Below are 14,802 nucleotides of genomic sequence, written 5' to 3' on the forward strand. Positions count from 1 at the left end.
GCTCCCCGCAAGGACTGACGCGAGATAGTTTCTGTCCATGGCTGCTTTTCGCATCTTACGTCTTAACCCTGCCTTGAATACCTTATCATTCGTCAAAATATTAATAGCAATGTGCCGTATCCCTGAAAATAATTCTGCTGCATTTCCTCTTCTTATTTTGCAGTCGTCTTCATTCATTACCACGTCCAGACGCCAGTGCAGCTTATTCTCCACGTGCCAGTGATTTCGGATCGCTGTGGCGAACTTCTCAGCGGTTAAATCAGCAGAACTGATATAATATCTGACCGTCATTTCTGGCTCTTTCTTTTGTTCTGCTATTATGGACCGAAAGGAGACTGCCACGCATAATTTCTTCAGCCCTTTCCATTCAAACGTGAAATCAATAAGTTCATCAGGGACATCGCAAACAATATGAAGACGGATCTCTTCTCTGCCGTGACTCTTTTCACTAATTGCGTAACTGTCATGCTCTGGATTATTTAATTCTTTCAGTGGAAATTTTTCCTCAAAGGCTTTATTTAGCCGCCCCTGGTTTCCTTTTACAGCGAATAAATAATCACCTCCCTGTTTTTGTATCTTCTCTGCAATATCTTTCTGGCAACCCATCGCATCAGTCGTGATAATTTTTCCTTTAATATCCAACATGTTAAGAAGTTCATGGATAGCTGTGATCTCATTAGATTTCTCATCCGTCTTGATCTGTCCGATGACCAGACTGTGCATTGTTGAGAACGCACTAATGACATGAATCGCTCCCTTGCGGCGACTCTTATCATAAGAATGCCGGAGCGTTTTTCCATCAATTGCAATGACGTCTTTATCATTTGATGAATGGCAGTCACGCATCCAGTTAATAAAGCACTCGTGAAATTTTGCAGGACTGATACAGGATACAACTCTGGCAATGGTATCGTGAACAGGAATACCATTTTCAAAATCACCATATTGCTTCAAAAAATCGAGGTGAGTCTCACCGAAATCCGCCATATCTTCCCATCCTTCAGCCACGGAAATGACGGCGAAAATAGTCAGCACCAGGATACCTGATAATTCATGTTCTACTTTACAGACTTGTCTATAATCAAGAATAATAGAAATATGTTCCATTTTATTCTCCTTATTTATATAAGGAGTACTTGATCATATATAAGCTATGAAAAATAGTTTTTGCTACTGAGCAATATCACAATTACTGAACATAAAATGCTAATTGCCTAGTGCAAAAAAATTTACTTCTGATTATCTTCCCTGTATATAAATGCAGTTGGGATATGTATTTTGAAATGCATTTAAAAATTTAGATATTGCCTCCTGCTCATTATAACAAGGAATAATTACAATAATATTAAAAGAGTGATAAAAAATCCCCTTATATAAACTATTTAGCTCCAGAAGGGAGGCTGTTACTAATTTTGACATTTTCTATAGAAAATATCCATAAAACTACAACTCCTATAATAAAAATCCCCATGGGTGTAAAAAGAAATGGATTAGTTATAGAAACGGTAATACTGAAAAAAAGTATTAACGACATCATTAAGGATGTTTTTGTTGTATTTAAAAAATAACCTTTCACAAAGATAAGCAACATAGGAATTATTGATGTAAATACACCAATAACACCTGTTTTCTGAAGAATCTCAAGAGGTACTATTTCTATCCTTAATCGATCTAATATAAATGAACCGAATCCTCCTCCAAACAAGAACGTCGCTAAATCAACATTTTTATAATAAAAATATAAATCATTAAATCTAACAGAGTCAGAATCTTCACTGCGTGATCCGACCATGTAAAGCATTATTATAAATAGAACACAGCCCAATATTATTATAATCGTATTTAAATATAGTTTATGTAATTTAAAACTGGCCAATAGCAGTGATAATGTCGTAAAAAGTAATACACCTCTTGATTCCGTCAATAATATCGCCAGCACTATTATGAAACATTTTAAATATTTTTTGTCGACAAAACTGATAATCGCACCGACACCAAAAAAGTAGAAGGATTTGGAAAAAAAAGCCCCATCTGGACGAAAAAAGAACTCGCTAGTCAATGATAAGTGTTTATAAATTAAATTGAAATTTAACAAGCCCAAATTCAGCAAAATTATGTATGAAATGTATAACAGTGATCCATATAATGCAAATACATTAACTGTTTTAATGAAAGTTTTACATAAAAACACTTTTAAAGTATATCTTAGTGTAAATAAATATATAAGTGACAACATAAAAAGGTATGGTTGCACGTCAAACAGTATATCATTTACTTTATTACCAGTTAATAAGCCAACAAAGAAGCCATATAGTGGGAATAAAAGCAACCATATAAAAAGACTAACACATTTTTGGGAAATTGAAAAATTCAATGTAACTAAATTTAAAGTTAAGAGTATAAAACTACATACAAATAATAAATATCGCAAAGGGAATATCCCCAATGGATCCAGTAATCTTCCACCACCACCAACAATTAGTTCAATACATAAAAATGTTATAAAAATTTTATTTATATTATTCATATTCGCAAGGTGATATTATTTAAAAAATATTTAAAATCAACATTAATAAAATATAAATTTTATCAGCCTTTTTCCGCCTTAACTTCCAAAAACTTAAAGCCAAGATCAAATTGCCTATATAACCTTTATCCAATTGATTTTTCACAAAGCTATTATCAGCTAATATATTAGCTATTTTAGTTACTTCTTTTCGATACCACTTGTTTCTTACCAAACCAAGCCGCTTGTATTTTGCTTTAAAATTAGTATTTGCTCCAACTTGGTTGTTTTCATGCTGTCTGTATAACATTGTTGGTTTTCTATCAATATGCCACGAATAATTTCTCGTCCGCGCAAATGAATATAAAAACCAATCATGCAGACAGATATCTTGTGCAGCATTTTTATTATTTATGATGAACTTCTTAAATTCAATAAGCGTTTCTTTTTTTATAACATATGTACACCCTGGACCTGCTGCTTCAAAAAAATAATCGAATTGAGTTTGCGACTGAGCTTTATCAACTAAATTTTTTTCCCCTGATGGATAGTATGCAATTACATTGCTAGAATAACAATCCGCATTATTTAATGCCAAGCAGTCAATTGCATTTTTTATTTTGTCTTTATACCAAATATCATCCTGATCACTAAAACAGATATAATCATAATTTTCAAAATCGACATCTTTAATTAATCTATAAAAATTCTTACCTGCCCCCCCAAACTTATCGGCGCTAGGAAGTATATTTATAATTGACGGATATGATGCTTTAAATTCTTCACAAATGTTTAATGTATTATCAGTTGATAAATCATCTGATATAAATATTGAGAGGTCTACACCCTTTTGTCCTATAATACTTTTTAATTGTTCCTCAATCCAGCATTCGCCATTATACGTAGCCATGAGTACAGCAACTCTTTTTTGATCATAACTATGCATTGTAACGACCGCCTCCAGTAATTCCTTTTATTCCATCCAGCGTAGCCAGAATATGTTTTTTGAAATATTCAATTTTATTTTTTTGAGTTGCAATAATTAAAGTCGTATGAATTAAAGAAAAAACAACTTCCCTAATAGAGAGTAAAAGAGGCACATGATTTTTTCTAAGCAAAAGAAATGCATTTCTTACTCGATAATAACGACGTACTGGCGAGTGAATTGGTATGTTAATCCCACCGATTTTTACTGACTTATCCCCAATAGCATGAACCATTTCTATATCAGGAATGATATGAACTAATATGCCATAGTTTAAGCATCTAAGACACCATTCTGTATCGACATAATCAATAAAAAGTTCCTCATCCATCATTCCAACAATCTCAAAAACTTCTTTTGAAACCATGGTTCCGGATGAGATTGTTACTGAACTTTTAAACGGTGTCTGTCCTTCAGTGACATGAATTTTCTCTCGAAGACCATTTTTTTTGATATTACAAATAGGATAATAATGTGACTTATCTCTATCAATAAAAACTGGGCCAGCTATTTTTGCATTTTCATTATCCATATAGCAGGAAAGTTTTTTGATAAACTCATTGCGAATACGGCTATCTTGATCAAAAAAAATTATCTTCTCTGCCCCTTTTTCAAGAGAATGTCGAATCCCAATGTTTTGTGCTTTTGCTATACCTTCATTCCTACCAAGACAAATTAAATGAACTTTTTCGATGTCTGCTAATTTATCTTTCAAGGTGAAATTAGTACTATTATCGACTACTACAACGTAACAATTTTGCTCCTTTAGCTCAGTGATCAATGCATTCAGATTTTTAAGTTCGGGATTATATGTCACAATGACAGCGTAAATATTACTATTCATTATCCAAGTGACTCAGTAATTGGTTAATTTTAGTCTTCATATACAGAACACATCCTAGTATAAAGCCATTGTAATAACAGAGCATCTAAAATTACACGTATGCTCCAAGATATTGCGGCACCCAGTAACCCATATTTTTCGACCATAAAATACAAAAGGACTAAATAAGGAACCAATTCAGCACAATGAATCAAAGCAGTAATTTTAGATTTTCCTAATGCCTGGATTGCAGAGAATGGTATCATTGCCAACGCATTGAAGAAAAAACCGATCAATAACACATTTAATATATTAAAGGAATTAATTTGGTAATTCTCACCAAACCATATTTTCAATATAAGCCCTGAATACAACAAGCCGATGATTATCACCGGCAAACAGATTATAAACATTAACAGCAATGATTTATTTACATTACGTTTAAATTCTTTAAAGTCTTTGATGTTACTTAACCTTGGAAACACTGCTCTTCCGATTGCTGCAGGTATTATTCCTAATTTCAGAATAACCTCCGCTGGTGCAGAATAAAATGCAACTTTATCTGCCCCCATAATATTTGACACTATAAATCGGTCAAAATACACCATGACCGGACTTATGATATTACTTACTGTCATCCAACCGCCAAAGAAAAAAAGTCGTTTAAAGGTTTTATAACAAAAATGAACCCCCGAAATTTTAATGTCATTCCTGACATAATAGGCAGAGACTAAAATCGAAATAACTCTTGCAAATATTAAACCAGTAACCGCAGCTGACAATGTAGCACTATAAAAAACAAATATGGCCGGAATTCCCGCGATGCAGGAGCTTGATATAGATTTTTGAATATTTACAATGCCAAATTTTTCATCCCCCTCAAGAATGGCTGACCATAATTGATTTAGAATAAATAATGGAATGCAAATAGCCAACAGTTTAAATGCTAGTTGTATATCATTATGTTCAACACCAGAAATTTTTAGATAATTAACTATTCCATCAGAGAAAATCAATAATAAAAAAGCACCAAAGCACGAAAATAGCACCAAAAAAGATGTACTTGTTGAAATTACCTTGGTTCTTTCATGATGATTATCACGATGAATTGCAATTTCTCTAATAACAGAGCGGGTCAGGCCTACATCAAAAATTCCAGCATACCCAACAAGTGCAATTGCAATTGTATAAACACCGAAACCTTCAGGCCCCAAACCTCGAGCGAGAAACCCTAGCGAGGGGATAGCAATTAAAGTTGGTATTGCATAGCCAAAAAGGTTCCAGACACTATTTTTTATTATACTCATTATTACATTTCTTTATCATATAAAATAATCAGCATCTACAAATTTTTGACCATTAATATCTTTATCAGAAAGCAATGGATTTTGTACCGGCCATTCTATATTTATAGTTTTGTCGTTCCATATAATCCCACGTTCTTGCATTTTTGAATAGAAATTATTTGTTTTGTAGACAAATTCTGCTTCATCACTAAGAACGCAAAACCCATGAGCAAATCCTTCCGGTATCCATAACTGGCGCTTATTCTCCGCCGACAAATTTACACCAACCCACTTGCCAAATGTTGGTGATGATTTCCGAATATCAACCGCAACATCAAAAACTTCACCGACAACACAGCGTACCAATTTTCCTTGTGCATAGGGTTCTAACTGGTAATGAAGCCCACGTAATACGCCTTTGCTGGATTTCGAATGGTTATCCTGAACAAACTCAACCTTACGCCCCACTGCCTCTTCGAATACTTTCTGATTAAAGCTTTCCATAAAGAAGCCACGTTCATCCCCAAAGACTTTTGGTTCAAAAATCAGCACATCAGGAATTTCAGTTTTAATTACATTCATTTTATTAATACCCTTTAATCATTTTGAGCAGATACTGACCATAAGCATTTTTCTTCAACGGTTCGGCTAATACTTTCACCTGCTCAGCATCAATAAACCCTTTACGATAAGCAATTTCTTCCGGGCAGGATACTTTTAATCCCTGACGCTCTTCAATTGTTGCAATGAAGTTACTTGCTTCAATAAGGCTTTGATGCGTCCCTGTATCCAGCCATGCATAGCCACGCCCCATCATAGCGACAGACAAACGTCCTTGTTCCATATAAATACGGTTAATATCGGTAATTTCCAGTTCGCCACGGGCAGAAGGCTTAAGGTTTTTCGCCATTTCCACGACGTCATTGTCATAGAAATAAAGCCCAGTAACCGCATAGTTACTTTTTGGTTCCAGCGGTTTTTCTTCCAGGCTAATTGCCGTACCGTTATTATCAAACTCCACGACACCATAGCGTTCAGGATCATTAACGTGATAAGCAAATACCGTTGCACCGCTTTCTTTGTTAACCGCAGCGTCCATTAATTTTGGTAAGTCGTGTCCATAGAAGATATTATCGCCAAGCACGAGTGCACAATCATCGCCACCAATAAAGTCTTCACCAATGATAAACGCTTGCGCCAGGCCATCCGGACTCGGTTGTACTTTATACTGTAGATTTAGCCCCCACTGGCTCCCGTCCCCCAACAATTGTTGGAAACGCGGTGTATCCTGTGGCGTACTGATAATAAGAATATCGCGAATACCCGCTAACATAAGCGTTGAAAGCGGATAATAAATCATCGGTTTATCATAAATCGGCAGCAGTTGTTTACTTACTGCCATCGTCACAGGATAAAGACGAGTGCCGGAACCACCAGCCAGAATAATACCTTTACGCGTTTTCATTTCACCATTCCTTTTAATTCATCCCGCTCTGGCATCATGAGCGAGATGCAAAAATTTGTTAAATTGCCGTAGTCGTAAATAATTCGTTGAGCATTCGTTTCACGCCCACCTGCCAGTCAGGCAAGACAAGCGCAAAGTTCTGCTGAAACTTTTCTGTATTGAGGCGAGAGTTATGGGGTCGACGGGCTGGTGTGGGATAGGCCGTTGTTGGCACGGCGTTAAGTTTGTTAAGAGCAAGGTTAATCCCTGCTTTGCGCGCTTCTTCAAATACCAGAGCGGCATAATCGTGCCAGGTTGTTGTGCCGCCAGCAACCAGATGGTACAAACCAGCAACTTCTGGTTTGTCTACTGCTACGCGAATGGCATGAGCGGTGCAATCAGCCAGCAATTCGGCACCTGTTGGTGCGCCAAACTGATCGTTTATCACAGCCAGTTCTTCGCGCTCTTTTGCCAGACGCAACATTGTTTTGGCGAAGTTATTTCCTTTACCTGCATATACCCAGCTGGTACGGAAAATAATATGCTTCGCGCAATATTTCTGTAACGCTTTTTCTCCGGCTAGTTTAGTTTCACCATAAACATTCAACGGTGCTGTTGCATCCGTCTCCTGCCACGGTATTTCGCCGGTCCCCGGAAATACGTAGTCAGTAGAGTAGTGAATAACCCAGGCGCCGACTTCATTAGCTGCTTTTGCAATTGCTTCGACACTTGTCGCGTTAAGTAATTGTGCAAATTCCGGTTCTGATTCTGCTTTGTCTACTGCGGTGTGAGCGGCTGCGTTGACTATAACATCAGGCCGAATGCTTCTTACGGTTTCAGCTACACCTTGGGGATTACTAAAATCACCACAATAATCAGTGGAGTGAACATCAAGAGCAATCAAATTACCCAGCGGTGCCAGAGCACGCTGTAATTCCCAACCTACCTGCCCTGTTTTACCGAATAGGAGGATATTCATTACTGGCGGCCCTCATAGTTCTGTTCAATCCACGATTGATAGGCGCCACTTTTCACATTCTCAACCCATTTTGTATTGGACAAGTACCATTCCACCGTCTTTCGAATCCCGCTCTCAAACGTTTCTTGCGGTTTCCAGCCCAATTCACGGCTAATTTTATCGGCATCGATTGCATAACGGCGATCATGCCCTGGGCGATCAGCAACATAAGTAATTTGCTCACGATAAGATTTCTCTTTCGGGACTATCTCATCCAACAAATCACAAATAGTCAGCACAACATCGATGTTTTTCTTTTCGTTGTGTCCGCCAATGTTATAGGTTTCACCCGCTTGACCTTCAGTAACTACGGTATACAACGCTCGAGCATGATCCTCTACATACAACCAGTCGCGAATTTGATCCCCTTTGCCATAAATAGGTAATGCCTTACCTTCCAGTGCATTAAGAATAACCAATGGAATAAGCTTTTCCGGGAAATGATAAGGACCATAGTTGTTCGAGCAATTAGTCACAATTGTCGGTAAACCATAAGTACGTTTCCATGCGCGAACCAAATGATCGCTTGACGCTTTAGAAGCAGAATATGGGCTACTTGGCGCATATGCTGTCGTTTCCGTAAATAACGGCAACGTTTCATTGCTATTTACTTCATCCGGATGGGGTAAGTCACCATACACTTCATCAGTAGAAATATGATGAAAGCGGAAGTTTTTTTTCTTTTCATCATCCAGACCAGACCAATAATTGCGCGCTGCTTCTAAAAGTACGTAAGTACCGACAATATTAGTTTCAATGAATGCCGCCGGGCCAGTTATTGAGCGGTCAACGTGGCTCTCAGCCGCCAGGTGCATCACCGCATCTGGCTGGTGTTGTGAAAAAATACGAGCCATCGCTGCGGCATCACAGATATCTGCATGCTCAAATGAATAACGTTCAGAATCAGAAATTTCAGCGAGCGATTCCAGATTTCCGGCGTAGGTTAATTTATCGACATTAACAACACTATCTTGCGTATTATTTATTATGTGACGAACAACAGCAGAACCAATAAATCCTGCGCCACCAGTAACAAGTATCTTCACTTTTTTATTCCATATAGCCAGAGAGCATGCTGTGAAATAGACTGCTCCAGATTTGATTAATAGATGCATTAATGCACGCTACCGCCCCTGGCTTAACAGCTACCAGAGCACTGCGTACATTTCCACGATGTGACGAGCGTAACCCACTCGTGCCAAATCCGAAAAATTCAAACGCTAATTGTCTTACCAAACAGCTGTAGAAACAAGGAAAATCCTGGAAAAATTTGAACTATAATTGCAAGCTAACATGCTGTTTTTATTGTATTTATAAAAACGACAACGGCAGTGAGATTCAATGAGCAAAACTTATGCTACGAATCTTCACTGCCGTTTTTAATTTCTTACTGACCGACACTTCCAGTCAGGAATTTGTTACTCGCTTAACAACTTCTCAATGCCTTTGCGGAACTTAGCGCCTTCCTTCAGGTTACGCAGTCCATACTTCACAAACGCTTGCATATAACCCATTTTCTTACCACAGTCGTAACTGTCCCCAGTCATCAGCATTGCGTCAACTGCTTGTTTTTTTGCCAACTCAGCAATGGCATCAGTCAACTGAATACGTCCCCATGCTCCAGGTTGAGTACGCTCCAGTTCAGGCCAAATATCGGCAGAAAGCACATAACGCCCTACAGCCATGATGTCTGAGTCCAGGGTCTGCGGCTGATCCGGTTTTTCGATAAATTCAACAATGCGGCTGACTTTGCCTTCGCGATCAAGCGGATCTTTGGTCTGGATGACGGAGTATTCAGAGAGATCGCCCGGCATGCGTTTTGCCAGAACCTGGCTGCGGCCAGTTTCATTGAAGCGCGCAATCATTGCGGCCAGATTGTAACGCAGCGGATCGGCACTGGCGTCGTCGATAACAACATCCGGCAGCACCACGACAAACGGGTTATCGCCAATGGCTGGTCTGGCGCACAAAATGGAGTGGCCCAGACCTAAAGGTTCCCCCTGACGCACGTTCATAATGGTCACACCTGGCGGGCAGATAGATTGTACTTCCGCCAGAAGCTGGCGCTTCACGCGCAGTTCAAGGAGAGATTCTAATTCATAAGATGTATCGAAGTGATTTTCGACTGCGTTCTTGGACGCATGAGTTACCAGGAGGATTTCTTTGATCCCTGCAGCCACAATCTCGTCAACAATGTACTGAATCATTGGCTTGTCGACGATCGGTAGCATCTCTTTAGGAATCGCCTTAGTTGCAGGCAACATATGCATCCCAAGACCCGCTACAGGAATAACTGCTTTTAAATTCGTCATTATTTCATCCACCTGTAAAATGGTTGCTGAATTATAGCTTGTTCGATTTTTTTCGCCAGCATCAATTCCCCTGAATTGATTACTGATTTACTTCCGATGTTACGCCGCTTCGCTCAAGATTGCAGTAGCGTTATTCCTAAGTATGGCTCTATTTTTCCAGGAATGGTCGCAAATCTACCTGCCCCGTTCCGGCAGCTTAAAGTTAATATTTTCCACATTAACGACATGGTGATTAATCCTGTCGATATCGACTGAACTTTGTCCTTTTTCATTCACCGCATGAACATTTACCAGCGACAGTAGCGTCTCGTTCTTTGCCATAAAGACACCACGAACGTCCTTTCGCAGGTCGAAATTCATGGTCAATGCCGGACCCACAGTGGATTCTTGCATTACGTTGATATTACGCATAAAAATGTGTTGCGGCTTGTTGTGAAACTCCAGCGAAGCACGCTTCATTTCAATGTTGGTCAACGCCACGAATGAGACGGCATTCCCTGCGGAAATTTGGATTCCGCGCAATTTCCAGGCAAGGTTAGTGTTATCAAGATGAATATTATTCAATCTGAAGTTTTGTGGTATTGAGAGATACTTACCTTTAATGACTCCGTAACCGATTAACATTCCGGCACTATTGGTCATTTTTATATTGTCAATAACAAAGTTATCACATCCATATATCGCTACCGTGGCGTTATCAATACCCGCTTTCTTGCTGAAAGCGGGCGTAATATTATGAGCCTTGATATTACGAATGATGAAGTGTTTGCCGTTCTCAACATGAATCAGTTGCCGACAATCCGATCCCGTGATATTCGCCACGACAAAGTTTTTAACCGACTGGTCTTCCGGGTAGTTATTATCGTAAGTACTTCCTGCCAGTCCTATGCCAATACCCCAGTTGATTTTGCCATTAGTACAGTTGATGCGCTCGATGACATGGTCGGATATCAAAATATCACTGTCGTTAATCGCCACGTTCCATTCGATGGCGTCGCCCTGTAAGTCGCTGAACTTACAATTGGTGATGTTGGCACCGATAATCTGATTATGAAATCCCTGGCGTAAAATGGCGTAATTAGCGTGGCTAACAGTCAGGTTATCGATAGTCAGGTTGCGCATGACACGTTTATTTTTGCCGCCGATATAAATCTGCGTTACCGGGCCAAAACCGCTCATCGCCAACCCTTTGATGATGCAGTCAGAACCGCGCACATCCAGGGTGATGTTATGTATACTGCCACCCTCATCCCCTGTCACCTGGCTGCCGTCCTGTAAGACAAATCGCCCTCTGCCATTGCCGCACAGGCTACCGAGGATGTGTAACGTTTTGCCGGGAGGAATGAAGATGCCGGTGTTGATATTGTCACAAACCAATCCGGCAGGCACGACGACCGTTTGCCCTTCGCTGAAGGCTTGTTTAAATGAGGCGATCCAGTCGTGTGGGTTGTAGTCGTTAATGTTAACGCTTTGTCGGGCGGGAAGTGCGCGGGCGAAGGGGGTATGGAGGAAGGCAAGCGCGGAGCTTGCTGTCAGGAAGGTGCGTCGGGAGAGTTTTTTAAATGACATGCGTTCTCCTCTATAAAGCTTGCAACAAGCTGGCGAGTTCTCGGTTAATCACCTGCTGGTTAAAATCGTGTTCGACTTTTTCGCGCGCGCGTTTGACGACCGGAGCCAGTTCGTCGGTGTCCAGTTGGCTAAACGCTGTCAGACGTTGCGCCAGTGCACTGGCATCGTTCTCAGGCACCAACCAGCCGGATTTATCGGCCTCTACCAGTTCCGGAATTCCGCTATGCAGAGTAGAAACAACCGGAATACCGACCGCCATCGCCTCCATTAACGCCACCGGAATGCCTTCCATATCGCCATCCGCCCCCGTTACCGATGGCAACAGGAAGACATCCGCGTCGTCGAGCATCGCTTTCACTTCATGGCTCGGTTTAAAGCCCGGCATCTCTACCACATCTTCCAGTTGATATTGTTCGATGAGGGTACGCAGCCGTCGTTCCCACGGGCCAATGCCGAGGATGCGATAGCGAAATGCCACGCCCTGCTCTTTCAACTGACGGCAGGCTTCAATCGCCACGTGCAGGCCTTTTTTCTCGGTTAAGCGTGCGACGGAAATGATTTCCAGCGGTGTTGCGGGCGCTTTCACGGGACGCGGGCTAAAGCGCGTCATATCTACGCCCATGCGCGATACGGCGATTTTTTCCCTTGGGCAGCCCATTTTTTGCAGCCTTCCGGCCCACAGATCGCTTATCGGTAACATCAGGTCGCCACGGCGAAACAGTTGTTGATATTCGGGAGTGTAGTGGTTGAGCACTTCCCGACTGGAGATATCAATGCCATGGAAGATAGTCGCAATTTTGCCGCGAATGACACCCAGTTCGCGTAGTTTTGCTGCGGTTACCCCCGCTGGGCCAAAATGAGCGATAAAGACATCGGCATGAAGCGGTGTTGCGACCTGGCCGCAAATAGCAGACAAAATCAGGTTCCGCGACTCGGCACCATAGCGTTTGAGGTTGAGCGCCTGCCAGGTATTTTTATGATGAATGCCGCGTAAGGTCTGGCTGGCGCGGTGGCGCAGCTTCGCCACTTTGCCCGTAGGTTCGTCCTGTAACCAGCGGGTTCTGGCGGCAAGGTTGTATTTCGTCCATGCCGCGTGGGTATTCTGGGTGTCGCCTTTTTGCAGCGCGACAATCTCCACCTCAAATCCCATATCAATAAACGCGGTAATTTGGTTGAGGACGAAGGTTTCCGACGACAGCGGAAATTTCAGCAAAAAGAAGCCGACCTTCATTTCGCCTCCCCGATGCGCTCAAGCACAGATTGCACCATCTGCATTCCCGTCTGACGTTCGCGACTGACGGCTTCGTTAAGTCGCGCGTTCAGCGCCGGAAGCTGGCCTAAGGTATCCGCAACCATCGCTTGCAGGCTGTCGTCTAATAAATGACGGATATCAATTGCCATCTCTGGCAGCCCCAGCTGCTGCATAATCCCAGCGGATTTATGTTCGTAGTTGATGGCAATCGCCGGAGTGGCAAAGTTCATTGAGATAATGGCAGAGTGCAGGCGCGTACCGACGGTGAGTTCACAGGCACCAAGAATTTTGCCCATTTCCAGGTCGTTGAGTTCATCCATCACTACGTGGTAACGGGCAGGATCGCTGATGTGCTGGCGCAGGTTGAGCGCCACCATGCGGTCGTCTTTGTTATAGCTGTCGATACCCGTACAGGTGGAGAGCGCAATGACCTGATAGCCTTCGTCGAGAATGCGATTGACCACCCCGGCAAAAGCTTTTTCATACGCTTGCTGAGTGGTGCCGAGACGTTTGTCGAACGGTGCCAGTTCGCGCAGGGTAATTGCCACTGTTTTCTGTTGTGCGGCAACGTCCAGCCAGTGTTGGACGGCATAGCTGGCGGTGAAATCTTCGGTGTGGTGATCGACCAGCCACGCGGTATCGACGCCATGTTCAACTTTTGCAGTGGTGATATTGCTGCGTTTCATCAGTTCAAGGCTGACCGATTCGCGCAGGATCAGCGCGTCGCAGTGACCAAAAACGTAGTTCGCCAGTTGGTTAAATTGCTCATCCTGGAAGGGACCGACGCTGTGACCAATCATAAACAGCGGCTTTTTCGCCATAAACGTGCAAAGCGCATGTTCAAACTGCGGCACGCCGTAGAGATCGACAAAAAACGATCCGCCGACCTGGATAATGGCGTCGTAACCTGACAGCAGGCGCACGAAGTCGGTGAATCCCTGGGCGATGGCGATATTACGCAGCTTGCCAGTGTCGGTGACGCGTGAGAGCAGTACCTGGTGTTGATAGCGGCGACGGAGGACTTTTTTAACGCGCCCGACAACGCCCGCCGCGCTGTTGTGTTGTTTCATTTGCAGGAACAGCGGATCGCCCATTACCGGGCGGTTGAGCAGCCAGGAAGAACTGACCGGATAGCGGCTCATCACGTCCACTTCGGCATGTGGATTGAGTATGTTGATGGCATCAAGTAAGCCGCGCAGGATGGCACTGTCGCCACGATTGCCGCAAGTGTGGTTGCCCAGAATAAGTAATTTCATTTTTTCCTCATAAATTTGATGCCAGGTGAGGCTGTGTTTGTTGTGTTCGTTGCCGCTTTTTGCCTGATGCGACGCTGACGCGTCTTATCAGGCCTACAAGATCCGAGCCCTGAACCGTAGGACGGATAAGGCGTTCACGCCGCATCCGGCATTCAGTGCCTGATGCGACGCTAACGCTTCTTATCAGGCCTACAAGATCCAAGCCCAGAACCGTAGGACGGATAAGGCGTTTTACGCCGCATCCGGCATTCAGTGCCTGATGCGACGCTGACGCGTCTTATCAGGCCTACAAGATCCGAGCACAGAACCGTAGGCCGGATAAGGCGTTCACGCCGCATCCGGCATTCAGTG

13 protein-coding genes are annotated in these 14,802 nt (G+C 42.3%); all 13 read right to left on the reverse strand.

The genetic code is table 11. The features are described 5' to 3' along the window. Positions 1-1,107, reverse strand: a 1,107-nt coding sequence (locus D9741_RS22075; RefSeq protein WP_130238359.1) for an ISAs1 family transposase, incomplete at its 3' end; no start/stop codon positions are given. Positions 1,108-1,378: 271 nt separating this feature from the next. Then, on the reverse strand, positions 1,379-2,527 hold the full coding sequence (locus tag D9741_RS22085; RefSeq protein WP_130219617.1) for an oligosaccharide repeat unit polymerase: 1,149 nt from the start codon (positions 2,525-2,527) through the stop codon (positions 1,379-1,381). Positions 2,528-2,546: 19 nt separating this feature from the next. Further along, a complete protein-coding gene (gene rfbG, locus D9741_RS22090) occupies positions 2,547-3,452 on the reverse strand; it encodes a dTDP-rhamnosyl transferase RfbG (RefSeq protein WP_167854540.1) in 906 nt (301 codons plus the stop codon). Beyond that, on the reverse strand, positions 3,445-4,335 hold the full coding sequence (locus D9741_RS22095) for a rhamnosyltransferase (RefSeq protein ID WP_130219615.1): 891 nt from the start codon (positions 4,333-4,335) through the stop codon (positions 3,445-3,447). Before D9741_RS22095 ends, rfbG begins: the two co-directional genes overlap by 8 nt. A gap of 29 nt (positions 4,336-4,364) precedes the next feature. After that, complete coding sequence (gene wzx / locus D9741_RS22100) at positions 4,365-5,621, reverse strand: O13/O129/O135 family O-antigen flippase (protein ID WP_130219613.1); 1,257 nt, start codon at positions 5,619-5,621, stop codon at positions 4,365-4,367. A gap of 15 nt (positions 5,622-5,636) precedes the next feature. After that, positions 5,637-6,182, reverse strand: coding sequence for a dTDP-4-dehydrorhamnose 3,5-epimerase (rfbC, locus tag D9741_RS22105; protein ID WP_130219611.1), 546 nt, complete (start codon positions 6,180-6,182; stop codon positions 5,637-5,639). Positions 6,183-6,186: 4 nt separating this feature from the next. Beyond that, a complete protein-coding gene (gene rfbA, locus D9741_RS22110) occupies positions 6,187-7,065 on the reverse strand; it encodes a glucose-1-phosphate thymidylyltransferase RfbA (RefSeq protein WP_105280193.1) in 879 nt (292 codons plus the stop codon). Between the two features lie 58 nt (positions 7,066-7,123). Next, complete coding sequence (rfbD, locus tag D9741_RS22115; RefSeq protein WP_130219609.1) at positions 7,124-8,023, reverse strand: dTDP-4-dehydrorhamnose reductase; 900 nt, start codon at positions 8,021-8,023, stop codon at positions 7,124-7,126. Next, complete coding sequence (rfbB, locus tag D9741_RS22120; protein ID WP_130219607.1) at positions 8,023-9,108, reverse strand: dTDP-glucose 4,6-dehydratase; 1,086 nt, start codon at positions 9,106-9,108, stop codon at positions 8,023-8,025. Before rfbB ends, rfbD begins: the two co-directional genes overlap by 1 nt. A gap of 372 nt (positions 9,109-9,480) precedes the next feature. After that, positions 9,481-10,374, reverse strand: a complete 894-nt coding sequence (gene galF / locus D9741_RS22125) for a UTP--glucose-1-phosphate uridylyltransferase GalF (RefSeq protein ID WP_000183029.1) — start codon at positions 10,372-10,374, stop codon at positions 9,481-9,483. A 174-nt stretch (positions 10,375-10,548) separates the two neighbouring features. Continuing rightward, positions 10,549-11,943, reverse strand: a complete 1,395-nt coding sequence (gene wcaM, locus D9741_RS22130; protein ID WP_130219605.1) for a colanic acid biosynthesis protein WcaM — start codon at positions 11,941-11,943, stop codon at positions 10,549-10,551. A gap of 10 nt (positions 11,944-11,953) precedes the next feature. Beyond that, the gene (gene wcaL / locus D9741_RS22135) at positions 11,954-13,174 is read right to left on the reverse strand and encodes a colanic acid biosynthesis glycosyltransferase WcaL (protein ID WP_130219603.1); all 1,221 of its coding nucleotides are present in this window, start codon (positions 13,172-13,174) and stop codon (positions 11,954-11,956) included. Further along, on the reverse strand, positions 13,171-14,451 hold the full coding sequence (gene wcaK / locus D9741_RS22140; RefSeq protein WP_130219601.1) for a colanic acid biosynthesis pyruvyl transferase WcaK: 1,281 nt from the start codon (positions 14,449-14,451) through the stop codon (positions 13,171-13,173). The genes wcaL and wcaK overlap by 4 nt, the downstream gene beginning before the upstream one ends. Positions 14,452-14,802 lie beyond the last annotated feature (351 nt).

This window comes from Escherichia sp. E14V7, from assembly GCF_004212225.1.
GTDB lineage: Bacteria > Pseudomonadota > Gammaproteobacteria > Enterobacterales > Enterobacteriaceae > Escherichia.